26 protein-coding genes are annotated in these 25,765 nt (G+C 68.2%); 11 read left to right on the top strand and 15 right to left on the bottom strand.

All coding sequences use genetic code 11. From position 1 onward, the window contains the following. The first annotated feature begins 45 nt into the window (after positions 1-45). Complete coding sequence (locus V6U81_RS21465) at positions 46-555, top strand: DUF2231 domain-containing protein (RefSeq protein WP_334491666.1); 510 nt, start codon at positions 46-48, stop codon at positions 553-555. Between the two features lie 38 nt (positions 556-593). On the opposite strand, the gene V6U81_RS21460 is transcribed toward V6U81_RS21465, so the two are convergent. The 5 genes from V6U81_RS21460 to V6U81_RS21440 all read right to left on the bottom strand — a co-directional run bounded on the left by V6U81_RS21460 (position 594) and on the right by V6U81_RS21440 (position 4,214). Continuing rightward, positions 594-977 carry a DUF4190 domain-containing protein gene (locus V6U81_RS21460; RefSeq protein WP_334491665.1) on the bottom strand — a complete coding sequence of 128 codons (384 nt, stop codon included), beginning with the start codon at positions 975-977 and terminating at the stop codon, positions 594-596. A gap of 194 nt (positions 978-1,171) precedes the next feature. Then, positions 1,172-1,984 (bottom strand): ribonuclease HI, encoded by an 813-nt coding sequence (locus V6U81_RS21455; RefSeq protein ID WP_334491663.1) that lies wholly within the window; start codon positions 1,982-1,984, stop codon positions 1,172-1,174. Positions 1,985-2,034: 50 nt separating this feature from the next. Then, entirely contained in the window at positions 2,035-2,952 is a 918-nt protein-coding gene (locus V6U81_RS21450) for a hypothetical protein (RefSeq protein WP_334491662.1), read from the bottom strand. Positions 2,953-3,046: 94 nt separating this feature from the next. After that, positions 3,047-3,595, bottom strand: a complete 549-nt coding sequence (locus tag V6U81_RS21445; RefSeq protein WP_334491660.1) for a flagellar basal body-associated FliL family protein — start codon at positions 3,593-3,595, stop codon at positions 3,047-3,049. A gap of 88 nt (positions 3,596-3,683) precedes the next feature. Continuing rightward, positions 3,684-4,214, bottom strand: a complete 531-nt coding sequence (locus tag V6U81_RS21440; RefSeq protein ID WP_334491659.1) for a DUF4352 domain-containing protein — start codon at positions 4,212-4,214, stop codon at positions 3,684-3,686. Positions 4,215-4,311: 97 nt separating this feature from the next. On the opposite strand from V6U81_RS21440, the gene V6U81_RS21435 reads away from it, so the two are divergent. Next, entirely contained in the window at positions 4,312-6,225 is a 1,914-nt protein-coding gene (locus V6U81_RS21435; RefSeq protein WP_334491658.1) for an N-6 DNA methylase, read from the top strand. 2 nt (positions 6,226-6,227) lie between these two features. Here the strand turns inward: V6U81_RS21435 and V6U81_RS21430 are convergent, their stop codons facing one another. Beyond that, positions 6,228-6,629 carry a hypothetical protein gene (locus V6U81_RS21430; RefSeq protein WP_334491657.1) on the bottom strand — a complete coding sequence of 134 codons (402 nt, stop codon included), beginning with the start codon at positions 6,627-6,629 and terminating at the stop codon, positions 6,228-6,230. Further along, positions 6,626-6,925: a hypothetical protein gene (locus tag V6U81_RS21425; RefSeq protein WP_334491656.1), complete on the bottom strand. Its 300-nt coding sequence runs from the start codon at positions 6,923-6,925 to the stop codon at positions 6,626-6,628. Before V6U81_RS21425 ends, V6U81_RS21430 begins: the two co-directional genes overlap by 4 nt. A gap of 153 nt (positions 6,926-7,078) precedes the next feature. On the opposite strand from V6U81_RS21425, the gene V6U81_RS21420 reads away from it, so the two are divergent. The 5 genes from V6U81_RS21420 (at position 7,079) to V6U81_RS21400 (ending at position 17,180) form a co-directional block, all read left to right on the top strand. Further along, entirely contained in the window at positions 7,079-9,040 is a 1,962-nt protein-coding gene (locus tag V6U81_RS21420; protein ID WP_334491655.1) for a type I restriction-modification system subunit M, read from the top strand. Continuing rightward, positions 9,040-10,266: a restriction endonuclease subunit S gene (locus tag V6U81_RS21415; RefSeq protein WP_334491654.1), complete on the top strand. Its 1,227-nt coding sequence runs from the start codon at positions 9,040-9,042 to the stop codon at positions 10,264-10,266. The genes V6U81_RS21420 and V6U81_RS21415 overlap by 1 nt, the downstream gene beginning before the upstream one ends. Next, on the top strand, positions 10,263-13,322 hold the full coding sequence (locus tag V6U81_RS21410) for a type I restriction endonuclease subunit R (RefSeq protein WP_334491653.1): 3,060 nt from the start codon (positions 10,263-10,265) through the stop codon (positions 13,320-13,322). The genes V6U81_RS21415 and V6U81_RS21410 overlap by 4 nt, the downstream gene beginning before the upstream one ends. A 59-nt stretch (positions 13,323-13,381) precedes the next feature. Next, the gene (locus tag V6U81_RS21405; RefSeq protein WP_334491652.1) at positions 13,382-14,962 is read left to right on the top strand and encodes a serine/threonine-protein kinase; all 1,581 of its coding nucleotides are present in this window, start codon (positions 13,382-13,384) and stop codon (positions 14,960-14,962) included. Positions 14,963-15,044: 82 nt separating this feature from the next. Next, positions 15,045-17,180, top strand: coding sequence for an AIPR family protein (locus tag V6U81_RS21400; RefSeq protein WP_334491651.1), 2,136 nt, complete (start codon positions 15,045-15,047; stop codon positions 17,178-17,180). A gap of 276 nt (positions 17,181-17,456) precedes the next feature. Here the strand turns inward: V6U81_RS21400 and V6U81_RS21395 are convergent, their stop codons facing one another. From V6U81_RS21395 to V6U81_RS21370, 6 genes are all read right to left on the bottom strand, one after another. Continuing rightward, positions 17,457-17,930, bottom strand: coding sequence for a hypothetical protein (locus V6U81_RS21395; RefSeq protein WP_334491650.1), 474 nt, complete (start codon positions 17,928-17,930; stop codon positions 17,457-17,459). 13 nt (positions 17,931-17,943) lie between these two features. Beyond that, positions 17,944-19,248 (bottom strand): WXG100-like domain-containing protein, encoded by a 1,305-nt coding sequence (locus V6U81_RS21390; RefSeq protein WP_334491649.1) that lies wholly within the window; start codon positions 19,246-19,248, stop codon positions 17,944-17,946. Continuing rightward, positions 19,245-19,559, bottom strand: coding sequence for a type VII secretion target (locus V6U81_RS21385; RefSeq protein ID WP_334491648.1), 315 nt, complete (start codon positions 19,557-19,559; stop codon positions 19,245-19,247). Before V6U81_RS21385 ends, V6U81_RS21390 begins: the two co-directional genes overlap by 4 nt. Continuing rightward, positions 19,552-19,947: a YbaB/EbfC family nucleoid-associated protein gene (locus tag V6U81_RS21380; protein ID WP_334491647.1), complete on the bottom strand. Its 396-nt coding sequence runs from the start codon at positions 19,945-19,947 to the stop codon at positions 19,552-19,554. The genes V6U81_RS21385 and V6U81_RS21380 overlap by 8 nt, the downstream gene beginning before the upstream one ends. 124 nt (positions 19,948-20,071) lie before the next feature. Beyond that, the gene (locus tag V6U81_RS21375; RefSeq protein WP_334491646.1) at positions 20,072-20,293 is read right to left on the bottom strand and encodes a DUF397 domain-containing protein; all 222 of its coding nucleotides are present in this window, start codon (positions 20,291-20,293) and stop codon (positions 20,072-20,074) included. Next, on the bottom strand, positions 20,286-21,176 hold the full coding sequence (locus V6U81_RS21370; RefSeq protein ID WP_334491645.1) for a helix-turn-helix domain-containing protein: 891 nt from the start codon (positions 21,174-21,176) through the stop codon (positions 20,286-20,288). The genes V6U81_RS21375 and V6U81_RS21370 overlap by 8 nt, the downstream gene beginning before the upstream one ends. A 263-nt stretch (positions 21,177-21,439) precedes the next feature. On the opposite strand from V6U81_RS21370, the gene V6U81_RS21365 reads away from it, so the two are divergent. Together V6U81_RS21365 and V6U81_RS21360 are read left to right on the top strand one after the other, a co-directional pair. Next, positions 21,440-21,739: a DivIVA domain-containing protein gene (locus tag V6U81_RS21365; RefSeq protein WP_334491644.1), complete on the top strand. Its 300-nt coding sequence runs from the start codon at positions 21,440-21,442 to the stop codon at positions 21,737-21,739. After that, positions 21,736-21,987, top strand: coding sequence for a hypothetical protein (locus tag V6U81_RS21360; RefSeq protein WP_334491643.1), 252 nt, complete (start codon positions 21,736-21,738; stop codon positions 21,985-21,987). The genes V6U81_RS21365 and V6U81_RS21360 overlap by 4 nt, the downstream gene beginning before the upstream one ends. Before the next feature lie 32 nt (positions 21,988-22,019). Here V6U81_RS21360 and V6U81_RS21355 read toward each other — a convergent pair whose 3' ends face one another. Together V6U81_RS21355 and V6U81_RS21350 are read right to left on the bottom strand one after the other, a co-directional pair. Next, entirely contained in the window at positions 22,020-22,391 is a 372-nt protein-coding gene (locus V6U81_RS21355; RefSeq protein ID WP_334491642.1) for a hypothetical protein, read from the bottom strand. Positions 22,392-22,586: 195 nt separating this feature from the next. Next, the gene (locus V6U81_RS21350) at positions 22,587-23,582 is read right to left on the bottom strand and encodes a hypothetical protein (protein WP_334491641.1); all 996 of its coding nucleotides are present in this window, start codon (positions 23,580-23,582) and stop codon (positions 22,587-22,589) included. A gap of 500 nt (positions 23,583-24,082) precedes the next feature. Here V6U81_RS21350 and V6U81_RS21345 point away from each other — a divergent pair, with 500 nt between their 5' ends. Both V6U81_RS21345 and V6U81_RS21340 read left to right on the top strand, forming a co-directional pair. Further along, entirely contained in the window at positions 24,083-24,580 is a 498-nt protein-coding gene (locus tag V6U81_RS21345; protein ID WP_334491640.1) for a SigE family RNA polymerase sigma factor, read from the top strand. Beyond that, entirely contained in the window at positions 24,573-25,463 is an 891-nt protein-coding gene (locus V6U81_RS21340) for a hypothetical protein (protein ID WP_334491639.1), read from the top strand. Before V6U81_RS21345 ends, V6U81_RS21340 begins: the two co-directional genes overlap by 8 nt. Positions 25,464-25,765: the final 302 nt, after the last annotated feature.

The following is a 25,765-nucleotide window of genomic DNA, read 5'->3' as shown; positions in this document are numbered from 1 at the left end:
TCAGGGGGAATCCGCGCCCACCTGGGGGGAGACTGGAGGACTGCAATGGAAAGCCGCGCCAAGGCGATGGGTCACGGGATCCACCCGATGCTGATCGTGTTCCCGCTGGGGCTGCTCGCCACCTCGGTGATCTTCGACATCCTCTACCTGATCACGGATCGGGTGGGTTTCCAGATCTCGGCGGCGTACACGATCGGTGCGGGCGTCATCGGCGGTCTCGTCGCCGCGGTCTTCGGCCTGATCGACTGGCGGTCCATCCCCGCGGGCACCCGCGCGAAGCGGGTCGGCGCCGTGCACGGCGCCGGCAACGTCGTCGTCGTGGCGCTGTTCGCCGTGAGCTGGCTGCTGCGGGCGGCCGCGGACAACTGGGATCCGAACGCCCTCGCCCTGATCTGCAGCTTCGCCGGCATCATCCTCGCCGGGGTGACCAGCTGGCTCGGGGGTGAACTGGTCGAGCGGCTGGGCGTCAGCGTGAGTGACCAGGCGAACGTCAACGCGCCGAGTTCCCTGTCGCGCCGGGGGGCCACCCGTCAGGCGCCGTCGCGGGGCGTCTGACCGGTCACACCGTCCCTGACGGGCGACACCGGCCGTCTTCATGGGGTCGGTGTCGAGGCGCCGAGGACGCTGCCGAAGAACATCATCACGGTGAGCGTGATCATCGGAACGACGAAGACGTAGCCGAGGACCAGCCCGGCGACGGCCATGCCGCGGCCGGCCTTGCGACCCTCGCGGGTCTCGTGCAGGCCGACGTGGCCGAGGATGACGGCGAGGATGCAGGGCAACCCGAACACGCACCAGCCGCCGAGCACCCCGATGATGCCGAGCACCATCGCGGCGGTGGCGGTGCCGGACGTGGGCGCCGCCGTGATCACGACAGGTGGCGGATAGTGCAGGGCGGGCAGGTACGGGCCGGCGGGCGCGGCGGAGAGCGGTGGCAGTGGCCGGGTCGGCTCGTGGCGCGGCTGGGGGTGGGTCATCGTCGGGTTTCCTTCTCCGTGAACCCCGGCCCGGGTCCGATCCTGACGGTGCGTTCCGGGATCAGCTCGACCAGGGGAGTGGTGGGCTGCGGGTGCTGAGTCATGGTCGTCTCCAGGCGCGTGTGTCCGCGGGCCGACCGGCTGGTCGGCCCGCCCGGGTGAGCGGTGGATGTGCGGGGCGGAAGCTTGTCGGGTCAGACGGTGGCGTTGCTGTGCCAGTCGCGCAGGAACGCGTCGACCAGGGCGTACGCGCGCGGGCGCAGGTCGAAGGACTCCTCGCGCCGGCGGCGGGCCATGTGGGACAGGCCGTCGGCGGCCTCGTTGAGCGCGTGCCCGGTGTGCCCCTTGACGTGGGCGAACCCGAGATCCGGGCGGCGGGCCACCAGCTCGGCGAGCCGTACCAGGGTGGGCTGGGCGGACCAGCGGCGCTGCCGCAGGCTGTAGCCGGACGGCATCGCCGCGGCGTCACCTGCCTGCCAGCGGTGCAGGTAGCGCAGGGCGCCGAGGCTGTCCAGCAGCACGGTCATGCCGGCCGGCGGCTCGTCGGAGGCGGTCAGCAGGTAGTCGACCGCCCGCAGCTCGTCGACCAGGACCCGGGAGGCGCCGGTGGGGTCGAGGCGGCCGGTGCCACGACCGAGCAGTCCGTAGTGGCCGTCGCTGACCACGTACCCGATGCCGCCGGCGCGACCCTTCCAGCTGGCGTCGGTCGCGGCCACCAGCGGCGCGGACGTCCCCGTCCAGCGGGCCACCCGGCCCCGCCCGCGCTGCGGATCCAACCCGGCGTGCTCGCCGTGGTCGGCGGCGAGCTGCTCGGCCGTGTGGAGCAGCTCGGCGGCCGAGGCCAGCTCGTCGTAGTGGGCGGCGGAGAGGGCCAGGTTCACGGCGTCGCCGATGCGCTGGCAGTCGTCGCAGCCGGTGCGCCGGGTGTGGGCGCGCAGGGCGACGGCGCGGTCGTGCAGGGGAGCGGGGAGCTGGGACAGGGCGCGAAGGAACTCATCGGGACGCACGACGCCTCCTGACGTCTTTTCGATCAACTGAGGGGTTCGGAGCGTCGGCATCACCGGACGGGGCGCCACTCACCGCACCGCTTGGAGCTGAAGGCGTAGTCGGAGGAGCGGATGGTGACCTGGACGCGGCGCGCGCCGTTGGTGAAGTAGTTGTCGATGATCCCGCCGGAGCTGTTCTGCCGCTCCCAGTAGCACCCGTCGACGTCGGTGGTGACGTACGTGCCGGGCTTGATCTCCTTGCCCACCCGGAACGTGCCCTCACCGAAGAGCCGGCCCTGCGCGGTCAGGTCCGCGTCGGCCTGGCCGCGCTTGACCGCCTGCCGCCACTTCGCGGCCTGCGGGTGTTTCGGGCAGAGGACCAGGGCCGCGTTGATCTCCGGGATCTGTGTGGGGCTCGCCGCGAATCCAGCCTCCGCATAGGTGTCGTCCGGGTCCGCTCCGGCACACATCTCGTAGAGGGTGGCGATGTCGTCCTCGTCGTACTTCGAGGTCTTGAATGCGGTCTTCTCCGCCTTGGTGACGGGGTGGATCGCCATCTCGGTGTCGCAGGACACGGGCTTCCTGGCCCAGATCGGGGTGAAGTCGGCGCGACCCTCGGAGCCCGTCGTGGTGATGGTGTAGGCGTCGCTTTCATTGAAGGCGTCGGTGAGGTAGCAGGTCAGGGTGAAGGGTGCCTGCTGAGGGGTGTTCTTCGGGTCGTCCGGGTAGGTGTCGGCGGAGTCGGCGATGCCGTCACCGTCCCGGTCGGGCTCGGGGGTGGGGCTCGGGGTCGGCGAAGGGCTGGGGGAGCTGGACGCGCTCGGGGAAGCGGATGCCGATGCGGCAACTCGTTCGTCGTCGCCGCAGCCAGAGAGTGCCGGCGCCAGCAGGACGGTCGCGAGCAGGGCGCCGGACACGCGGACCGCCGGGCGCGGGTGGAGGGCACTGATCGCGGGGCGGCGGGTGCCGTGCGGGTGGGCGAGGGACATGGTCGTCTCCAGGCAGGGGAGGTTCCCGGACCGTGGGCAGCCGGACCGGAGAGGAACGGGATTCGGAAGCTACGAACTTGATGACGTGAACGAATCAGTCGGAGAGGGTCAGGATCATCTGCAGGCCGCTGTCCGGGTGGTAGCTCCAAGACGCGTGGATGTCACCCCAGGCGCCGGCCTGCCGCCCGTCGAGGGCCCGGGTGGCGCCGACCTCGGCCTTCACCGAGTCCGGCATGTCGAGCTCCGACCAGTAGCACTCCAGCGTGGAGTAGCTGAGACCAAAGGCCTCCTTGCCGTCGCCGCGCAGCGTGAGGGTCTTCCCCTCATCGCCCAGTTCTGCGCCTCCGGAGGCGGCGGTCCCACACTTCTCCTTCGCCATCACGAACGGCTGTTTCGCTTCGGCGGAGGCGGGGGACGGTTCATCGCCGCGAGTAGCTGCGAAGACACCGAGACCGCCCAGGAGAAGGGCGACAGCGCCGGCCGCGCCGATCAAGGGGAGACGCCGCCGTCCACTCTCGGACCCTTCGGCATTCAGCTCTTGCGGCCCGCTTTGAACGGTCTGCTCGTCTACCGGAACAGCCGACAGGTTCGTGGTGGGATGCGCTGCCTGGTCCTGTGGCGTCGGGGTGTTCTGGTCGGTCATGGCGGCGCTCCTTCTGTGAACAGGTGGGGGTGTGAACAGCCGGGGCGGACGGGTCGGCGTCCGCCCCGGGAACGGAGTGGGGGAGAGGTCAGGCGAGGGAGACGGTCACGCCGCCGGAGAACGCCGAGTCGTGGAGCTCGAGCTTGGTGAGCTTCACGTTCTTGGGGATGTCGAAGACGAACACCCCGGTCACCTGGTTGCCGGGGTTGATCTCCTCGAAGAAGGTGCTCTGGTCCTGGTTGGCGTAGAGGCCGGCCTCGGTGTCGGACGAGTACTCGGTGCCGTTGGCGGCGTAGGCCTTCTGGCTGCTGCCGTCGAGGGTCTGCGCCTCCTTGCCGATGTTCTTGACGTTGACCGTGATCAGGCAGAACTGGCCCTGGGCCTTGTCGCCGAGCATCGAGGTGCCCACCTTCGCGACCCCGCACTTCGACGACTTCACCGTGAACTCGAACTTCCCGTCCCGGGCCGCCTGGCCGATCTTCGCGGTCTTCGCCGGCTTGTCCTCGCTGGTGCCGCTGGCGTCGGCCTTGCTGCCGGTGGCGTCGTCGGTGGCGCCGGAGCCGCAGCCCAGGGCGACGAGGCCCGTGGCGATCAGGGCGAGGGTCGTGGTCTTGCGCATCGTTTCCTCCTGCTGTGACGTGGCGGCGTCAATGAGAGCATCATCTGTGAACGCTGTCAACACACATGATGCTTGACGGGTGTGACACACTCTGGAGGTGCAGGAGACACCGACCATCACGGCTGCGGAGATCGCCCGGCTCGCCGGGGTCGGTCGGGCCGCGGTCAGCAACTGGCGCAAACGGCACGCCGACTTCCCCACCCCGGTGGGCGGCACCCCGGCCAGCCCCGAGTTCGACCTGATCCAGGTCGAGCAGTGGTTGCGCGGCCAGGGCAAGCTCCCAGAGGTTTCTGCCGCCGACCGGCTCTGGCGACGCCTCGCCGCCGCCAGCGACTCACCGGCCGCCGGCCTCGCCGGCGTCGCCGCCCTGCTGCTGGCCCGACAACGCGGCGAACGCCCCGACCCCCGGCAGGCCGACCCACACCTAGCGCCGCTGCTGCCCGACGTCGACGCCCTGGTCGACGAACTGGGCCCACAGCGCGCGTTCGACGAGCTGTGGCAACGGTTCTCCGCCCCCGGCCCCGGCCGGCCGTTCGCCACCCCCGACGAGCTGGCCGACCTCATGGTCGGGCTCGCCGGCGTCGGCGGTGGCGCCGTCCTCGACCCCGCCGCCGGCTCCGGCGCCATCCTCCGGGCCGCCGTCCGCGCCGGCTGCACCTCCGCGTACGGGCAGGAACTCGACCCGGACCTCGCCCGGCTCGCCGGGCTGTGGCTGGCCCTGCGGGACGTACCGGGGGAGGTGCGCGTCGGTGACTCGCTGCGCGCCGACGCGTTCGCCGGGCGCGCCGTCGACGCTGTGGTCTGCCACCCGCCGTTCGGCGTCACCAACTGGGGCGACGAGGAACTCGGGCACGATCCGCGCTGGATCGTCGGCACCACCCCACGTACCGAACCGGAGCTGGCCTGGGCGCAACACGCCCTCGCCCACCTGCGGGTCGGCGGGCACGCCGTACTGCTGATGCCACCCACGGTGGCCAGCCGGCGCGCCGGCAAGCGGATCCGCGGCGAGCTGCTGCGCAAGGGCCACCTGCGCGCCGTCATCGCACTCCCGTCGGGGGTGGCCGCGCCGCACGGCGTACCCCTGCATTTGTGGGTGTTGCGGCGGGCCGCGACCGACGCGACTGCGCCGACCCGGGCGCTGCTCGTCGACGCCGCCGAGGGTGACCTCGGCGCGCTGTCCGCGCGGATACTCGCCGCCTGGCGGGCCTTCACCGCCGCGCCCGACGACGAGCTGGAGGAGGTCGGCTTCGCCCGGGCGGTACCGGTGATCGACCTGCTCGACGAGGAGGTCGACCTCACCCCCGCCCGCCGGCAACCCGCCGTCGGGGGCGAGGCGACCGGAGAACATCTGGTACGCACCAGAGAGCGGCTGGCCGCCGTCGTCGGCGACCTGTCGGCGCTGATGCCGCAGGTCACGCCCGCGCCCGACGGGGTGGAAGGCCTGTATCTCACCGTCGGCGAGCTGGCGCGCGCCGGCGCCTTGCAGTTGATCGGGCCGGTCCGGGCCGGCACGTCGGAGGCGTCGCCGGACGGGCCGCCGGTGCTCACCGTGCAGGACGTCCTCGCCGGCGCGGAGGCGTCCGGTCGGATCGACGACCGGTTCGGGCAGGAGATCCCGCTCGCCGTGGGGGACGTGGTGGTGCCGATGATCGCCCGGCAGTTGACCGCCCGGGTGGTCACCGCCGAGGGGGCCCTGCTCGGGCGGAACCTCCATCTGCTGCGGCCCAACCCAGCTGCCCTCGATGCGTGGTTCCTGGCGGGGCAGTTGCGGACGTCGGCGAACGAGAAGCAGGCGTCAAGCCTGTCCGGGACGCTGCGGTTCGACATCCGGCGGGCGCAGGTGCGGCGGCTGCCGCTGGACGAGCAGCGGGCGCACGGAGAGGCGTTCCGGCGGCTCGACGCGTTCGAGTCGGCGATCCGGCAGGCGGCGTCCCTGGGCGCCGAACTGGTCCAGCTCACCGCCGACGGCCTGGCCCGGGGAGCAATCCGCCCTGACCGGGAGACGCGGTGAAGTCAGACCTCGACGATCGGCCAATCGTCGCCGAGCACCTTGCGGACCTGATCGGCCCGAGACGTGATGAAGCCCGCAGCGCTGCTGATCGCCACGAACGCGGCATGACCGGCGCCGAGCCGGCCGGTCTGCCGCGCCATGCCCCCGATGACCGGGCAGTCGTCGGCCCGGTCGACGCGCAGGGCCGGCGTGACGACCCGGACGGACGGGTTCCGACGCAACATCCGCAGGAACTCGTGCTCGGCATGGTCGAGCAGGCTGTACGCCTCGAGCAGGCAAACCAGCGGCACGGCCACCGTCGCGCCAGCGTCGGCCGCCTCCACCACCGCCTCACCGACCGCGTCAACGCCCTGGGCATAGGCCATCAGCGCGCCCGTGTCGAGCACGTAGACCGGTGCGCTCACGCGGCGTTCGGCCGGTCGAAGTCGGCACGGACCTCGTCGACCGGGCAATCCAGCAGCTCCGCCACGCGGGCGATCGCCGCGTCGCGCATCTCCGGCGTTACCTGGCGGGCCGCCAGCCGCCGCATCGCGCCCTCCGGGTCGTACGGGAACTCGCGGTGGCCGGCAGCTCGCAAGGCGGCACGCATGTCGTCGGATATCCGACGCCGGCGCAGAGCTTCCGTGACATACGCGGAAACCTGGCGGGCCGGGAGGGCGGCCAGCTGCTCGGCCACGTCATCAGGGACGGAGATCGTCACACGCCGACTCATACACCGGAGCCTAGCGAAGTATGAATCTTCCGTGGGCGACGACCCGCTGACGCTCGGTTGATCATCTTGCCCGACCGGGGGACCACAGCGTTGTAGAGCACCGGCCATACTGCTTGACTTAAGGCAATCGAAAGGAACCTGGTGAGTACCAAGCACCAAGAGCTCGCGGACTTGATCTGGAACGTGGCCGACCTGCTGCGCGGCGACTACAAGCGCTCGGAGTACGGCCGCGTGATCCTCCCGCTGACCGTATTGCGTCGGCTCGACTGGGTGCTGGAGCCGACAAAGGACGCGGTCCTCGCCCGGCACCAGCAGCTCAAGGACATGGGCGTGCAGAACATGGACCCGGTGCTGCGCAAGGCCGCCGGTCTGTCGTTCTACAACACCAGCGAGATGTCCTTCCGCAAGCTTCTCCGTGACCAGGACCACGTCGCGCTCAACCTGCGCGCCTACATCGGCGGCTTCTCGCCCGGCGCGGTCGACGTGCTTGAGAAGTACGCCTTCGACGCCCAAATCAGCCGGCTCGCCGAGGCCGGGCTGCTTTACCAGGTGGTCGCCAAGTTTGCCGACGTCGACCTGCGCCCAGCTGTGGTGTCGAACCATCAGATGGGCTACGTATTCGAGGACCTGATCCGCCGCTTCTCCGAAATCAGCAACGAGACCGCCGGTGAGCACTTCACCCCGCGCGAGGTCATCGAGCTGATGGTCAACCTGCTGCTCGCGCCCGATGGGGACGACCTGGTCACCCCGGGCATCGTCCGCAAGGTCTATGACCCAGCCTGCGGCACGGGCGGCATGCTCAGCGAGGCCCAGGACCACATCCAGGAGCACAACCCGCACGCCACCGTCGAGGTGTACGGGCAGGAGCTGAACGGCGAGACGTACGCGATCTGCCGCTCGGACATGATGCTCAAGGGCGGCGATCCGACGAAGATCGCCTACGGCAACTCGTTCAGCCAGGACGGCCATGAGGGCGAGCGCTTCGACTACATGCTCGCCAACCCGCCGTTCGGCGTGGAGTGGAAGAAGGTCGAGAACTACATCAAGGCCGAGGCCGCCCGCGGCCACGCCGGCCGGTTCGGCGCCGGCCTGCCCCGGATCAACGACGGCTCGCTGCTCTTCCTCCAGCACATGATCTCCAAGATGAAGCGCCCCGAGGACGGCGGAAGCCGCCTCGCGATCGTCTTCAACGGCTCGCCGCTCTTCACCGGCGCCGCCGGGTCGGGGGAGTCGGAGATCCGCCGCTGGATCCTGGAGAACGACCTCCTCGAAGGCATCGTCGCCCTGCCCGACCAACTCTTCTACAACACCGGCATCTCCACGTATTTCTGGATCCTCACCAACCGCAAGGACCCGGCCCGCGAGCGCAAGGTCGTGCTGCTCGACGGCCGCGACTACTGGACCAAGATGCGCAAGAGCCTCGGCGACAAGCGCAAAATGCTCACCGACGAGCACATCGCCGAGCTGACCCGCGCGTACGTCGATGCGCTGTCCATCGCGGACAACCCGGAGCACCCGCACCACGCCAAGGTGAAGGTCTTCAAGACCACCGACTTCGGCTACCAGCGGATCACCGTGGAGCGCCCGCTGCGGCTGCGCTTCGAGGTCACCGAGGAGACGGTCGGGCTGCTCGCCGAGGCGCGGGCGGTCCTCAAGTACGCGGAGCGGGAGTCGCTGCTAGCGGCGGCGAGATCACTGATTGGGCTGAAGTCCGCAGCCCGGGGCGAGTTCGCGATGAAGCTGAACCGGCTCGGGAAGTTGCCGGCGGCGGTGGAGAAGGCGGTGTGGGAGGCGTTCTCGGTCAGCGACCCGGCGGGGGAGGTGCAAACCGACCGCAAGGGCAAGCCGCTGCCGGACGTCGACATGCGCGATAACGAGAGCGTCCCCCTCGACGAGAACATCCACAACTACCTCAAGCGCGAGGTGCTGCCGCACGTCCCTGACGCGTGGATTGACGAGAGCAAGACCAAGATCGGTTACGAGATTCCGTTCACCCGCCACTTTTACGTTTACCGGGCACCGCGGCCCTTGGCGGAGATCGATGGCGAGATGAAGGCGCTTGAGGCGGAGATTCGGAACCTACTCGGCCAGGTGGCTGGTTGATGGGCGGTTGGAGTTCAGTTCCGCTGTGGTCGCTGGCATCCGAAGTGCGATCTGTTGTGGATCCAATGAATCTTGGCCCTGAGGTTTTCCATTACAGCATCCCAGCGCTCGAGGCGACGGGCGACGGGCAGGTGGAGGACGCGGCAGAAATTCGTTCTGCGAAGCTTCGCCTTCGAGGCGACGAGGTGTTGATTAGTAAGCTAAATCCGCGCAAAAGCCGAGTTCTTATCGCGAGGACTTCGGACAGGCCGGTTGTTGCATCCACCGAGTTCGTAGCCCTGAGGCCACGCGGCGTCGATCCTCGGTTCTTGTTCTACCTGCTTTGTGCGGAGAAAACCCGTCAATCGCTCGACGCCCAGGTGCAGTCTGTTACTAGAAGTCACCAGCGAGTGAGTCCTGAGGACATTCTGAGATTGGTCGTCTCAGTGCCGGAGCTTGAGGAGCAGCGGCGAATTGCCAACTTCCTTGACTCCGAGCTGAGCCGCATGGACCGCCTGAAAGAAGTAAAGGAATCCCAGGTCCGACTATTGCGTGAGCGGGCTGAGGCGAGTGTTGCGTCCAAGGTTTCTAGTCTGTTCGAGGAGTGTGGAGCCATTCCTTTGCGGCGCATCTGGACTGGTGTCGAGCAAGGGTGGAGCCCTCAGTGCGAGGATGCCGAGGCGGAGCCGGAGAGCTGGGCAGTATTGCGGACGAGTGCCGTTAGTTCCGGGGTCTTCAATCCGTTGGCACACAAAAGGCTTCCGGCAGACGTTGAGCCGGACCTCCGCTACGCCATCCATGATGGCGATTTGCTGCTGACGCGGGGGAGCGGCTCGCCTGCCATGGTTGGGATTGCCGCGGTCGCCAATACTGGAGGTAGGCGCCTCTTGCTGAGTGACTTACTTTACCGCGTGCGGCTCCAACCGGAATGGCCGGTGTCGTTTGCGGCATCCATCCTCGCTAGTCGTCCGGTGAGAGATCAAATCTCGCTGCTATTGCGAGGGCAGTCCGGTCAGACAATCAAGCTTCGCGGTCAGGACATTGGTGAAATCACGGTGCCTCTAGCCCCGTCGGATCTCCGGGTTTCTCTAACGGTAGATATTGAATCTATCTATGCAAGACACCGTCATGTAGCTCGTAGGATTGAGGGCAGCCTACTTCTAATGCGGGAGCGCCGGCAGACGTTGATAACGGCGGCTGTGACGGGCAAGATCGACGTCACGACGGCGCGGAGGGTGGAGGCATGAGCTTCGTAAGCCAGGAGCAATCGTTCGAGGGGGCTATCGAGCGGACCATGCTCAGCTCCTACTGGTTGCAGGGCGCGCCCAGCCACTACGACCGGCAACGCGGGCTAGACACCGCTGAGTTGTTCGCGTTCATCGGCGCCACCCAGCCCGACGAGTGGGCGAAGCTGCTGGCGTACCACGGTAACAATCCGGATGAGGCGCAGCGGCAATTCGCTCAATACCTCGCAAAGCAGATCGACGAGCGTGGCCCACTCGACGTCCTCCGCCGTGGCGTCAAGGACAAGGGTGTTCTGATCCGCCTCGCCTACTTCAAGCCCGCTCACGCCATCACCGAAGACGCGCTCAAGCTTTACCGCGCCAACCGTCTCACCGTCACCCGCCAGCTCGCCTACTCGACCAGCAACAACAACACCCTCGACCTGGTCCTCTTCGTCAATGGCATCCCCCTCGCCACGGCCGAGCTGAAGAACCCGCTCACCGGCCAGACCGTAGAGGACGCCAAGAAGCAGTACCGGGGGACGCGCGAGCCGAAGGAACTGCTCTTCGCTCGGCGTACCCTCGTGCACTTCGCCGTGGATCCCGACCTGGTCTTCGTGACGACGAAGCTGGCGGGAGAGAAGACCCGGTTTCTGCCTTTCAACACCGGCTCCGACGGGCCGGGCGTCTCCGGTGGCGCCGGAAATCCACCCACCGGCGAGAGCGGCTACCGCAGCTCCTACCTGTGGGAGCAGATCTGGCACCCGGACACCTGGATGGACCTGGTCCGGCGGTTCCTGCACACCGACAAGGAATCCAAGGCGCTGATCTTCCCGCGCTACCACCAGTGGCACGCGGTCACCCAGCTCACCGACCACGCCGCCCGCAACGGTTGCGGGCACAACTACCTGGTCATGCACTCGGCTGGGTCGGGGAAGTCGAACACCATCGCCTGGCTGGCGCACCGGCTTTCCAGCCTGCACACCGCGCCCTCCCTCGACGAGGACGCTCGGGCCAAGGGGCTGCGCCCCAACGAGCCGGTCTTCGACAAGGTCATCGTCATCACCGACCGGGTGGTGCTGGACCGACAGTTGCAGGACACCGTCTTCCAGTTCGAGCACGTGCCCGGCGTGGTGCAGCGGATCGACAAGGACTCCGCCCAGCTCGCCGCCGCCTTACAGGGCGAGACGGCCAAGGTCGTCATCACCACCATGCAAAAGTTCCCCTACATCCTCAACCAGGTGCAGGGGCTGCGCGGTAAACGGTTCGCGGTCATCGTCGACGAGGCGCACTCGTCGCAGTCCGGCGACTCGGCGGCCGCGCTGAAGAAGGTGCTGCTCAAGCTCGGCAGCGACGATGTGGACGAGTTGGGCGACCTGCTCACCGCGTCGGCGCTGGCCCGCGGCCGGCACGAGACGCTGTCGTACTTCGCGTTCACCGCCACCCCGAAGCCGAAGACCCTGGAGCTGTTCGGCACACCGCACCCGGTCACCGGCAACCCGCAGCCGTTCCACACGTACTCGATGCGGCAGGCCATCGACGAGGGATTCATCCTCGACGTGCTGCGCAACTACGTGACCTACAAGTCGTACTGGAAGCTGGCCAACGCCAACCCCAACGACCCGGAGGTCGACCCGAAGAAGGCCGGCGCGCAGCTCGCCCGCTTCGCCAGCCTGCACCCCACCATGCAGGCGCAGAAGGCCGAAATCATCGTCGAGCACTTCCGCAAGCACACCGCGCCGCGCCTCGGCGGTCGCGCCAAGGCCATGGTGGTCACCGGCTCCCGCGAGGCCGCCGTCCGCCTGCACACCGCCATCAAGAAGTACGTCGAGATGCAGGGTTACGTCGGCTGCGACTCCCTGGTCGCGTTCTCCGGCGACCTGGAGGTCGACGGCGTCGAGCACACCGAGGCGCGGGTCAACGGGTTCAGCGAGGGTGAGCTGCCCGAGCGGTTCGCCTACACCGCTGCCGATGACAAGCACGCCGGCACGCCGCACGCCAAGCAGGACACCGAGTACCGGATCCTGGTCGTCGCCGAGAAGTACCAGACCGGCTTCGACCAGCCGCTGCTCACCACCATGTACGTGGACAAGCTGCTCAAGAGCGTCGCGGCCGTGCAGACCCTGTCCCGGCTCAACCGCACCCACCCGCTCAAGGCCCAGGGTGACGTCTTCGTCCTCGACTTCGTCAACGAGGCCGGCGACATCGCCGAGCAGTTCAAGCCGTACTTCGAAACCGCCGCCACCACCCCCACCGACCCGAACCTGCTCTACACCGCCCAGAACGCGGTGACGGGCTACCCGGTTCTGGTCGACTCGGAGATGCAGGCGTACGCCGACGCGCTGCTCGCCGCGGAACAGAAGGCGACCAGCGACACCGCCCTCCAGCGGGCGCACGCCGCCCTCTACCGCTTCACCGAGCCGGCCGTCGAGCGCTTCACCGCCCTGGCCGCCCACGACCCGGAGGCCGCGGACGGCTTCCGGTCCGCGCTGCGCGACTACACCCGGATGTACGCGTTCCTCAGCCAGGTCGTGCCCTACCACGACGAGGACCTCGAACGGCTCTACCTCTACGGGCGAGCGCTGCTCAACCGGCTGCCCCGCCGGCAGGACCCGTCCGTTGACATCGGCGAGGTGGAGCTGACCCACCTGCGGGTCAGCAAGACCGGCGAACACGACGCATCGCTGTCGCCCGAGGGCGAGCAGATGCTCCCTGGCTTCGTCGGCGGGGGAGCGGGCAAGCAGCACGACCTGGAGAAGGTGGTGCTGTCCGAGCTGATCGACGCGTTCAACGACAAGTTCGGCATCGGGCTGGGCGAGTCCGACAAGGTCTGGGTCGAGCAGCAGATCGTCGCCCTGGCCGAGGACGGCACCCTCGAGGCCGCCGCCATGGTCAATGACGAGAGCAACTTCGGCGTGGTCTGCGACAAGCGGATCGAGGACGTGATCCTGTCCCGGCACGACGACAACGGCAAGCTGATGCAGCGCTACCTCGACGACGAGAGCCTGCGCTCCCAGCTCAACCAGTTCGCGCGCCGGCAGGCGTACCAGATGATCCGCCGGCGCAAGGGCATTGCCTGAGCAGCCAGTCCCAGCAACATTGGCAACTGTAAGTGACCGCGACGCACAGTGGGGGCTTGATGCGGGCGCAGGAGCGCGTCGCCGACCGGTACGAGCTGACGTATCCGGTTGGCCACGGCGGCATGGGCGAGGTGTGGGCCGGCTTCGACGAGAAGCTCGACCGACCTGTCGCCATCAAGTTCCTCCGCAAGGTCTCCATTCCGGAAAGCGAGCGGGAGAACGCGGTCGAACGGTTCATGCGGGAAGCGCGGGTGACGGCCCGGCTCGATCACCCCGGTGTGCCGAGCGTCCATGATGTCGGTGTCCAGGGCGACGATATCTACATCGTCATGCAGCTCGTGCCCGGCATGGTCCTCTCCGACCTGATCGCCGAACGCGGTTGGCTCTCCGTGCCGTGGGCCGCGGCGATCGGGGCCCAGATCTGCTCGGTGCTGGCGGCGGCTCATGCCGCCTCGCTGGTGCACCGTGACCTCAAGCCGCAGAACCTGATGGTCACTCCCGCCGGATCGGTCAAGGTCCTCGACTTCGGCGTGGCCGCGCTCCTCGGCCCCGCCGACGTACCCCGGCTGACCGCCACCGGCCACACCCTCGGCACCCCGACCTACATGGCGCCCGAGCAGGCGCTGAACAGCACGGTGGGCCCGCGGGCCGACCTGTACGCGCTCGGCTGTGTGCTGTTCGAGCTGCTGACCGGCAGCCCGCCCTACCGGGCGGACAACCCGCTCGGCATGTTGCACCGGCACATGAACGACCCGGTCCCTTCGGTCACGGACCACCGCGCCGGCGTGCCCGACGCGCTGGTGCAGCTCGTCGTGCGGATGCTCGCCAAGGACCCGCAGCACCGTCCCCGGTCCGCCTCCGAGGTGTACGAAATCCTGATGCCCTTCGGTGCCGTGGAGCCGGAACTTGCCGCCGACCTGGCGATGACGGTCGCGGAGGGTCAACCGGTCGATCCGACCATGCCGTACCGGTATCCCTTCGGACCGCTGCCGCCCCGGGCGCCCCTCGCCCCCACGAAGATCGATGTGGTGCGGCCCCGCAACGCTCCGGAGGTCATCGACGTGCCCTCCTTCGATGAGTTGGCGGAGGTCGAGGAACGGGCGTGGGAGCTGGCCGAGGAGGAGCGGTTTACCCAGGCAGCCGAGCTGCTCGAAACCGCGCTCCGGCCGGTGAGGAAGGGGCACGGGGCCAAGCAGCCGAGGATCCTGGAGCTGCGGCTGAACCTGGCCAACCTCTACGTCCTCGCCGGTGCCTACCGACAGGCGCTTCCGGAATTCACCCGTCTCGTCGCCGACCTGTCCGAGCGCCCGATGCCAGACCAGGAGCTGATATGGCACTGCCGCCAGCAGGCAGCGGTGTGCCAGGCGGAACTGGGCCAGGGCAGCATGGCGTTGGCCGAGCTGCGCGCATTGCACAGCGAGGGGCGGAGGCTCATGCCGCCGGACTCACCGCACCTCCTCGATTTGCGTCAGCAGATTGCGATGCTCACCGCTGGAGTAGGTGAGCTGGCGGACGCGCAGCGTCAGCTCGGCGAATTGTTGTCGGACATACGCGAGTTGCACGGGAGAAACTCGCCAGCTGCAGTGGACGTAGAGAATCTACTGGTCCACCTTGGACGCCTTGTTGGTACGGGCGGGTAGAAACTGGGGTGACCTAAAGGCGACTAGAACGACGCTTAGTCTCACACGGCACTGAAAATATCTCTCATGAAGGGTTTGCTCAATGCCCGCTCTCCCTGATGAATCCCGGCAGATCGGCATCATCCGCGCCTCCATCGTCCGCGACTTTGAGCCTTGGCTTGATAATGGTAGCTTTACCCACCCGGATCCCGCGCAACGAGCCGCAAACCTTGCCTCACGATCTCTCGCCGGGCTTATCGCACGGGATCGCATGAACTGCGATGCGGAGCGCGCCGCCACCATGGTGACGGACGGCGGTCAGGACTTCGGCATCGACGCGATAGCCATCAGTGACGTGTCTCCCCGTGTCTGGCTCATCCAGTCTAAGTGGAGTGACAAAGGCGCGGCACGCTTCGGCGAGGCCGACGTCATGACGATGGCCGACGGCCTCGTACGTATCGATCAGCGCTCGTTCGACCGCTTCAACGCCAAGCTGCGGGCGCACACTGCGCAGTTGGCGGCGATCTGGCTCAGCCCGCAGTTGAAAGTAACTCTCGTGCTTGCATTGATGCGGCGTGACCCTGTCCACGACAATGTCAGGAATCGGCTGGACGAGTTACGCGACAGCTTCAATAGGCACGGCACATACCTCGACTACGAGATCCTCTACCTACCGGAGATCTGGGAGCTGGTCAGGCGCGGTGCCGATCCGGTGCCCATCGACCTATCCCTCACGCTGGACCGATGGTTCGACGTCAGCACCCCGATGCGGGCTGCCAACGGGATCGTGGGAGTCACCGAGGTCGCAGAATGGCATGCACACCACGGCGACCAGTTGTTTCGGAAGAACATCCGGGAGTCGCTTGGCGTCACTCCTGTGAACGCCGACATCGAACGCACCCTGGTCGACGACCCGCACAGTTTCTGGTACCGGAACAACGGAATCACGATGCTCTGCGACTCGCTGAAGATCACACCCGTAAGCCGGAGCGCTCCGCACGGTGTCGCCAGAGTCGATGTGCGCAACGCCAGCATCATCAACGGAGCCCAAACAGTGGCGTCGATAGCCTCGGCGATGCGCGCAGACAGCGAGGCCGCAGGGCAAGCCACAGTCGGGATCCGCATCATCGAGAGCGGCGAATCGGACACCAGCAACGAGATAACCAAGTCGACGAACACGCAGAACCATATCGAGCGCCGGGACTTCGTCGCGCTGGATCGAGTCCAGATTGAGATTCGCGAAGACTTCCGTCTCACATTGGGCCTCACCTACGCGATCCGGCGTAGCGAATTCGAACCATCGCCGGAGAGCGGTTGCACGGTCCGGGAGGCGGCAGTGGCGCTGGCCTGCGCCCATCCCAACGCCGATCTTGCCACCCGGATCCGCCAGAACGAAGATCTCCTTTGGGAGGAGGGTGCAGCCGGCGCCTACAACCTGCTTTTCGGTGAGCGACCGACGGCGGTACAGATTTGGCGCTCCGTTCTGCTGCTCCGCGAAGTGCGCGACTCCCTGCACGAGATCACCGCCCGGCTCGAGGGGCGAGCGGCTGCCATCGCCGAGCAGTCGACGCTCATTGTCGCCCATATCATCTTCCGGCAGTTGGGCCGAGAGGGGGTGGAGGATCCGGACGTCGACTGGCGTCCTGTCCTCGACCAAGTGCCCGGCCTTACAAATCGGGCGATCCAATGGATGATTTATGAGGTCGACAAGAATTACGGAAAAAATAGCTTCATTGCCGGCACTTTCTCGTCGGCGGATCGCGTGCGATCGTTGGTGGCCGAGGTGATTCAATTGATCGAGTCCGACGCGCGTGTTCCTGAGCTGCCGGTAGAATATGTACCGGTCCCGCGGCAGCGAACTGCGCGCCGAGCCAACTCGGTGCCCTTGATCGTAGACGCGGGACGGATCAAGGACAGCACGCAGTTGGTTTTCGAGGCCCAGACGGGACCGGAGCGGCTGGCGCTAGAGAAATGGTTGGCGGAGGATTCTCGACGTGGCATCGCCACGTGGGTTAACAACCGGTCGAAGCCGCTGGTCTGGTCCTTCGACGGCAAGAGGTATTCCCCCACCGGGCTTGTAAAGAAAATGTATGCTTTGGCCGAGTGGGCGGGGGCGCCGGTTGCGGTGCAAGGGCCAGCCCGCTGGTTCATCCGGGATGAGGGGAACCTAGTGTGGATAGCCGAGGCGATAGCGGCAGAGTCAGCCAGCACCGACCTTGACGAGGGAGCCGCATCGTGAATCTGGCTGCTTAGACGGAGCCAGCGTTCGGAGTGGTGATCGAGAGTGAAACGCTCGGCACGGCTGGCACCCCGCTCTGTAACCGGTCCTGCCGTTCTGACCGCCCGCCGGGCCCGCGTCTTGGGGGTTCATAGCCTGAGTGCCCGCCGATGAGCCTCTTGCGCCGCACGCGTAGGGGTCGTGGGTTTGATCGGTCAGGGAGGTGTGTTCGGCAAACGAGCGGCGCGTTGACGTACACCAGCACCGTTGCAGCCGGAATTCGGTCATCAGCACCTTCTACCTGCGTAGCTGAGCGAGATAGCCTTGCCAGGCGCTGCGGTCGTTGGCATCTGGCGTGGTGCCCGGCGGAAACCAGGTGAGTCCGAGGACGGGGTCCCAAGCCGCGACTAGGGTGTCGAGCCCAGCTACCAACACCGCCGGCCACATCCGTGCTGCGGAGAGCTGCTCGAAGGCGCGGCGGGCCTCCGTCAGTTGGACATCGCGCTTGCGGCCGGTGTATCCGAAATCCCAGAGGATCTCGTATGCGTCGAGGAGGGACTGCTCCTCTGGGATTTCAGACGGATACGCCAGGTAATTGCGAGCGACCTCGCCTCCCACCTCCTTCTCCGGGTCCGCCTCAGCCGGGCGGCCCAGGTAGATCCCGTTGTCGGGGCCGGTCGAGGTCTTCATGCCCAGGGCGGAGGAGATCCGGGCGGCGACGTCTTCGGGTGAGTCCTGCGTGTGGATGAATATGTGTTCCAGGGTGGACATGAAGGCACCGTGACTATTCGTGAAGGGTGATGATTCGGTTGTCACCGAGAATGATACGAACCTGCTCGGGCAGGCTGCTTCCGTGTTGTCGATGTTGCCCGAGTGCGCGCGCGAAGCCTCTCCGCGCGTCCTCCTCGCTCAGTCCGGCCGTGCGTCCGTCGATGATCAAGTCGCCTCCGCCCGTCTGAGCGACCTGCTTGCCAGCGGTCAAGATGTTACGGCGGACTGCTTCGCTGCTGGACCCATCGAGAGTCTTGAACTCGGTCACCACCCCGGGATCCTCGGGGCCGGATCTGACCATCGCGTCAGGGTTTTTGATGCCGTAAAGATCATCTATCCGTTCTCTTGGGTGCACCATGTCGCCGTCCCCGGCAACTCGATCAGCGATAGCCCGTTCCTTCGGCTCGAACAGACTGCGTGGATCCTCGACCCCGGGGCGGAAAGCTGCCCCGAGCGGCCCCTTCTGCGTGCCCGGGTCGAAGTCGGGTCCCTGCCCGTGTTCTCGGGAAGGTGGACCCTTCTCTGCTGGCGATGGCCCTGGTGCGTCCCGTGACCCGGTAGCCAGCAGTCGCCCCAGAGCCTGCTTCAGCTTTTCGATGAGGTCGCCGAGCCGGCGGATCTCCGGCATCAGCCGCCGCAAGCTCGCCAGCAACCCCCGCAGCAGCCGCGCGATCCGCGCGCCCCACGACGCCACCAACGTGGTCACCTGTTCCACCACCAGCGGCGCGGCGAACCCGCCGGTGATGACCAGTTCGCCCGCGTACACGATGAGGCGGGAGACGCAGGCGGCGACGGCGTCGCGGACGAGGAGCCGGACGGCCGCGACGAGACCGGCGGCGCCCTCGGTGGCGGCGGCGAGGGTGTCAGCACCCTGGGCGAGTCCGGTGATGGCCTGGTGCTGTTCTGTTGCCCAGCCGCGGTAGGCGGGGCCGGCGCTGCCGCCCCAGCTCGCGACGTCGGTGCGGACGGCGGCGGCCAGCTCGGCTGCTTCTTCGCGCAGGGAAACAGCGACATTGCGCCAGGTCTGTGCGTGGGCGGTGATCTGTGCCGGGTCGCCGGCGAGCCAGTCGAGGGCTTCGCTGAGGGGTTTGACGTGTTCGATGAGCCACGCGATGCCGTACTGCAGGAGGGCGCCGACCGGGTCGGAGACGAAGGCGAGGGCGTCGAGGCCGGCGCTGACCACGCCGAGACTGCCGTCGATCCAACTGCCAGTGCGGATGCCCTGGGCGATGAGTTCGATGTCCTCGCAGATCCACACTCCCGCCCACGGCGTGGGTGCGGTGTCGGCCGCGGTGGCCACGAGGGGGTTGGCCGTCACCGCCGGTCCCCGGCCTGGCGGAGCTGCCGCTCGGCGCGGTCGTCAGTGCGCCGGTAGTTGTCGGCGCTGGTGCGCAAGCGGCCGGCGGTGTCACGCACCGACCACGCGGCGATGCCGATGCCGGCGACGAGGGTCCGCTGGAGGCCGTCGAGCAGCACCGGCACGATGACGCACAACTGCCCGTACGCGCCGTCGCTGAGCTGGATGTGCTGGCCGGCCTGCTTGGCGGTGTCGAGGCTGTCGGCGCTGCGGTCGAGGCGCGCTGCGTGCCGGGTCAGGTCGTCGGGGTCGACCAGGATGCCGTCAGGCATGGGCCTCGCCCGGGTCGGGCCGCAAGCGACTGCGGTACGACTCGACGATGGCCTGGCCGGTCGGGTCGTCCCGGTCGAGTGTGCCGGTGGTCGCCTCGGTGACCTGCCGAAGCAGGTCGGCCCGCGCGGCGCGGGTGGTCTCCAGGATCAGCCGGGCGGTGTGCGCGGCGGAGTGCTGCCGGACGCGTTCGTCGAGCCGCAGGTCCAATAGCCCGCCGGTGGCATCGACGGTGACGGTGACGGCTCGGTCGGTGCTGGTGGCGGTGCCGGTCAGCGCCTGGACCCGCGTCGACAGGCTCTTCGCCCGCGCCGCCCGCTCGGCCAGGTCGGACTCCCATTGGCCGAGCCGGCGTTCCGCCGCATCCAGCGCGGCCTCATCCGTCCACATGCGATCCTCCCGGGAACCCTTGCCGGCGCGAACCGTCGTCACGTTACCAACCGGTGGCGCTCCGTGCTCGCCCGTCAGCGCCGGCGGGAGAGGGCCCGCATCTGGCGGCGAACGCAAGAACCCGTCAGGTGGTGATCGTCAGCGGCCAGTCGGTGGGACGGGCGCGGGTCGCGGCGACGAACGTTGACCAAGCCGAGGGCGTGAAGACGAGCATGGCGCCGGCCGGGTCCTTCGAATCGCGTACGGCGACGATGCCGGGAAGGTTGTCGGCGACCTCGACGCAGTCGCCACCGTTGCCGCCACTGCGTGTGCTCTTGCGCCAGATGGCGCCGGTCAGGTCAGTCATGCTGTAGCTCCCCGACGATCCTTTTGATCATGTCTCTGGATTCTCCCTCACTAAGCGCCAAGGCTGCTACGCCCTTCCAGGCGTCCTCGTAGGCGCGCAGCTCATCGGGCTTGTCGAGGTAAAGCGCTCCCGTGAGCGACTCGCTGTAGACGACAGACGGTTCGGGTGCCGCGCGGCCGCCCTTGGTGGCGGGGAAGTCGAGGATCACGAAGGAGCCGGCGACCGCCCCCGGCGGCGGCCCGGCGGACAGCGGAAGGATCTTGACTGACACGTTCGCCAGATCGCCTACTTCGAGTAGGCGCCGGAGCTGGGCCGTCATGACCGCCGCCCCACCGGCGACCCGTCGCAGAACTGCTTCGGAGAGGATCTGCTCCACCCGTGGAGCCGCTGGAAGTCGCCGCTGCAGGAGGGACTGCCGTTGCAGCCTGACCTCGACGGCTCGTTCCCGGTCCTCTTCACTAGAGGTGGGTCGATCAAGCCGATAGATGACCTGCGCGTATTGCCGGGTTTGGAGCAGCCCGGGGATCAGGGACTCGTCGTAGCGGCGAAGCCTGGCGGCAGCTGACTCCAGCCCCACGTACAGCTCGAACCAGCTCGGCACCGCGTCCCCGTACGCGTGCCACCACCCCTTGGACTTCGTCTCGGCCGCCAGCCCACGCATCGCCTCGGTCATCTCCGCCGACACGTGGTAAAGCTCGCACATCGCCTTGACGTCGAGCACCCGCACCGGCCCGAGGCCGCTCTCGATCCGCCAGATCTTCTGCCGGCTGTATTCGAGCGCCTCGGCGGCGGCGTCCAGCGTCACCCCTGCCTCGGTCCGGAACTGCCGCAGCAGCCGCCCGAGCTGTCGCCGCGGCACGGTCGATCCGACGTCCTCTGTCACCCGAAAACTCCCTGATTCCATCCCGCAACACTGCGTTAAGTGGCCATGTAACAGCTACCGGTAGCGGTAAAGAAAGTCAATGCCTCTGGCAAGAATTCTGCTGTGGAACGTTGCGTCTCCGCTGCACACCGTCACAGGATGACTACCAAGACCTGGTGCCGTACCGCTGATCGAAGCTGCGGTGGCAGGGCGGGGTGGGCCCGCACGCGCGGGGAGGGCGGGCGGTCCCACCCCTTCCAGTCCACGAGAGAGGCAGCCGGCAGATGAGCGTCCACAACCAGCGATCGGCCCGGGGGAGCGCAGCGACCTACCGCTCCTTCGCGTACACCAGTCTGCTGCCGTGGCAGGTGCGCGAGCGGCGCTTCAAGCCGGCCGGGCTCGGACGCCGCGGCCTGGCGCCCGACGACGTGTACGCCTTCCTCGACCGCGTCGCCGGCGATCTGGCCGCCGTCTTTGCGGCCCTGGCCGCCAGCCGCCGGGAGACCGCCGTCGTCAAGGACGCGCTGCGCCGCTGGCAGTCCGACCAGGCCCGCGCCCGCGACGCCCGGGGACGCACCCGGTGACCCAGCGGTACGTCATCCACCTGCCGGTCGTCGCGAACGACCTGCCCGCCGCGCAGCGCCTGGCCCGGGTGGTCGGCCGCTGGCTGCTCGTCCTGCCGCAGACCGACCCGGGGGAGACCACCGTGTCGGCCGAGGACGACCAGAACGTACGCCATCGGGTCTTCTGCGACCTGCTGATGCCCGGCGGCCGGCGCTGCCTGCTCCGCGCCGACCACGACGGCCCCTGCACCCGCCGCCTGCGCCGCTGAGCCCGTGAAGAGGGACGGGTGTCGGCAATCCGTCACTGTGGCGTCAGCCCCGCGGCGGCTTCGGCGAGCACGGCGTCAACACCATCCGGCCGACGCTGGACCGCGCCGACGCCATCGACGTCGGCCGAGCGGCCAAGACGTACAGCCGGGTACGCGGTGGCTACCTGCAGACGTACGCGGGCATCGAAGTCGTGCTCGGTCTCACCGACGGCGGCCGAATGCCGCGGCCGGGTCCGGCCGCCGACGCCGGTCGGCTCTCCGCTCTGGACGACGTGCTGACGCTGGCGCAGCGGGACACGATGCTGTCGACGGTCGACCTGGACGCGCTCCGGCACCTGTGCCTGTGCGCTGTCGGTGACGCGCCCTACGGCAACTGTGTGCGCCGGGCGTACTTCACCGACCATGGTGGCATCCCGCGTACTCGGAGACCCATCGCCACAGCGCCGCCCTGCTCAAGACATCTGTGGAAGCCAGGTAGCGGCGTCTTCGGCGGGGGTTTGAAGGACGACCGCCTCGATGCCAGAACCAGAACTGCATACATCAACAGCGATCAAATCTGCCGGGCGGACGGAACCGGCGTCAGGCGCGAATTCTCGAGGCTAAGCCCGTCCAACTGTCCGGTCAGTTTGGTCGTGCTCAGGACGTCGGCTGCCTGGGCTGGACCGTTGCGCTGTCCTGGGTGACAGCTCTCCAGGATCACCGCCATCGGGCCGGGGCTCGTCGCGCCACCGATCGATGGTCTGCACCATCCAGAACACGGCAAAGAACGCGGCGACGACGATCTCGAGCAGGAACAGGCTGATCCAGCCGACAAGCCACAGCAAGATGCCTACGCCGGCAGCCCCTAGCAGGATCCGCGCGAACCATGCGTAGAAATCCGTGGAGCGGGCTAGCGCCCCGGGAACGGCGTTTAGAGTCTCCTGCCGCCCCTGGTCGCGTCGAAGTGCGTTGGCCACCGCCACGACGATGATGCACGCAAGCAGACCGACGGCGGCGATGTAGTGGGCGTTGTCGATAAACCATGCCCTTGACGCTGCGAAAGCACCGGCACAGCCCCCGTACACCACCAACGTCGCCACGAATGCCCACCGAGGGAACTTTGCCCCAGGCGTCCTCCGGTCTTTCAACGAGTAGAAGAGCACGGCGGCGAGGAGAGCCAGCGCGCCCACAAACAGCAGAGCAACCGTGCTGTTCTCGACGTTCGCTTTGGTGGCCTCGGCCAACGTCCGGACCGTGGGGCAGTCCAGCCTTTCGAGCGCCGGACTGTCCGCCTGCTCGCAGGCACGAACCGCCGTCCTATAGTCCGCGCCGCGCGACGTGGGAACGATCGCGACCACGGCCGCAAACATGCCGCCGAGGTTGAGGAATACGTCTTCGACCTCGTTCGTCCCTTTCAGAGCGATCATGCAGGCTCCGAGAGCGATGAGGGCGCCGACGAAGATCGTCTGCGCAGGGGTGTAGTAGTAGGCACTAACGGATGCGAGGAAAGCGCCCGCTTGCAGGCTGTGGTATACGACCGCTGCTCCTAGGCCCAGCAGCAAAGCGACCATCGCCGTTCGCAGGTAGCGATAGGATTTCACCTCGATGTCGGACATTTCGATGCTCCTCGACCGCAGTGAGCGTGCCCTTGTGTACGCATCGTGTACTGACAAAGTCCGCCTGGCGGGCACCGGCGTCCAGCGTGGTGTCGTCAGGCCGACAGCCAACGAAGTGCGATTGGATACAAGCGGGAGCGGTGTTGCCGGCCCGGCAGATCGACGGCGAGGCGGAGTGCACTGCGTCAGCTGTCGCCGTCGAGGATCTCGCGCATCTTGCGCGCGAAGGCCTCGGGTTGGCCGGGGTATCCGAGCTCGCCACCGAGGAAGCCGCCGACAGATTCGCGCCTCCGACCATCCGCTCTTCACCACGCGGTCGTGGCGGTTACCGCGCGGCCGCGGCCCGTCGACGCGCCACCCCGGATGAGCTCCTTGTCCGTGCTTCCGGAACACTGCGTACCCCCCCGCCAGCTCCAGACCGAAACCACTGCCCGGCAGGCAACCGCCGGCGGGGGTGCGGCGTGACTAGGGGTACGACCCGGCGGGGAGGGAGGGGACGCATGTCAGGCGAGGAGAGCTTTGACGCGTTCTACCGAGGTAGCAGGCAGCGGCTCTACGACTGCCTGTACGCCCTCACGGGCAACGCCGCCGAGGCGCAGGACGTGGTGCACGAGGCGTACGCCCGGGCCTGGCAGCGGTGGTCGACGGTCGGCGAGTACGCCGATCCGGAGGCCTGGGTACGGACGGTCGCCCGCCGCGTCGCGGTGAGTCGCTGGCGGCGGGCCCGTTCGGCGCTGCATGCCTACCGTCGGGCCGGCCCGCCGCAGGACGTGCCCGGCCCCAACCCGGACAGCGTCGCGCTGGTCCGCGCGCTCGCCCAGTTGCCGCCCGCTCAGCGGACCGCCCTGGTGCTGCACCACCTGGTCGGCCTACCGGTGGCCGAGGTGGCGCGAGAGACCGGCGTGCCCGACGGCACCGTGAAGGCCCGACTGTCCCGCGGCCGGCGAGCGCTCGCCAACCTGCTCGAGGCGACACCTTCGGAGGCGCACAATGTCTGACGGATTCGAGAGCACGTTCGCGCCGCTGCAGGGGCAGCAGCCGCCGGCGCCGTTCGCGTTTCCCGAGGCGGTCCGCCGACGCGGACGGCAGCGCTCGCAGCGCCAGGCGGTCCTCGCCGGCCTGGCCGTCGTCGCCGTGGCGGGTGCGGGGGCCGGCTGGGCCGCGAACCTCGGGCCGGGCGACGGCTCGCCAACCCCCGGCGCCAGCCGGACGACCGTGGCGCCGAGCGGCACCGGGTCGCCGAGCGTGGCGCCGAGCCCGACGACCCCGGCAACGAGCGCCCCGCCGAGCCCGAACGGCAGCGGCAGGCCCGACCCCGGCGTGGCGGACCTGGGCACCCTCATGCTCCGGCCAGCGGATCTCGGGCCGGGTGCGTGGCGGAAGCAGTTGCCCAGCGAGCCGTTCTCCGGCGACACATGGCGCTGGGTTGATCTGTGCGCGGCCTACCGCAGCTCCGACTACCAGTCGCTGCGCCGGCAGGCGGACCTCGACTTCACCGGGTACGCCACCGGCTCGGCCGGGTACGTCTACGAACACCTGCACCGGTATGCGGGCGGGTGGGGCCCGCGGGCGCTCGACGACGTACGTCACGTGCTGGCCACCTGCGCCGGCACGGCGACACCGTCGACCGCGCCCGGAAGTCCGGCGCCCCGCAGGTTCACCGTCGTGGGCACCGGCTTCGCCGGGGACGAGGCGCTGCTCGTCCGCGAGGAGCAGTGGCATTACGAGGGTGAGACGCTTGCCGCCGATCCGATCGTGACGCTCGTCGCGGTGGTCCGGGTCGGCGACCTGGTCGGCACCGTGATGTTCTCGCCCGACCGGGACGAGCCGTACGCGCGGATGGTCGCCACGGCGGCGGCGGGCCGGCTCGCGGCGGGGTAGCCGACGGCGGACGCGCGTGGCGACAGCTCGGGCCGGGCGGGTGCGCTCGCTTCCGTGGTGCACCGCACCCGGAACTTCTACCACCCGCGTCGCTGTCCCGGGTGGTAGTGGCTGCTCGCCGGCTTCGCGACCACGGGGTGTCGCTGGCGGCGAACTGCTGATGGCGCGATCAGCGCATGGCCGCTCAGTCACTCCCCGTAGACCCTGATGGCGACGGCGATGGATGAGCCGACGCGCACATCTGGCTCCCCTCTGTGTCATCCATGAAGGAGCGGGGCCGGTCAAGGCTGGGGGTTTGACCT

The sequence above is a fragment of the Micromonospora lacuserhaii genome (assembly GCF_036902735.1).
GTDB lineage: Bacteria > Actinomycetota > Actinomycetes > Mycobacteriales > Micromonosporaceae > Micromonospora.
Note: the sequence above shows the minus strand (reverse complement) of the source record. Positions and strands in the feature narration are given on the sequence as shown.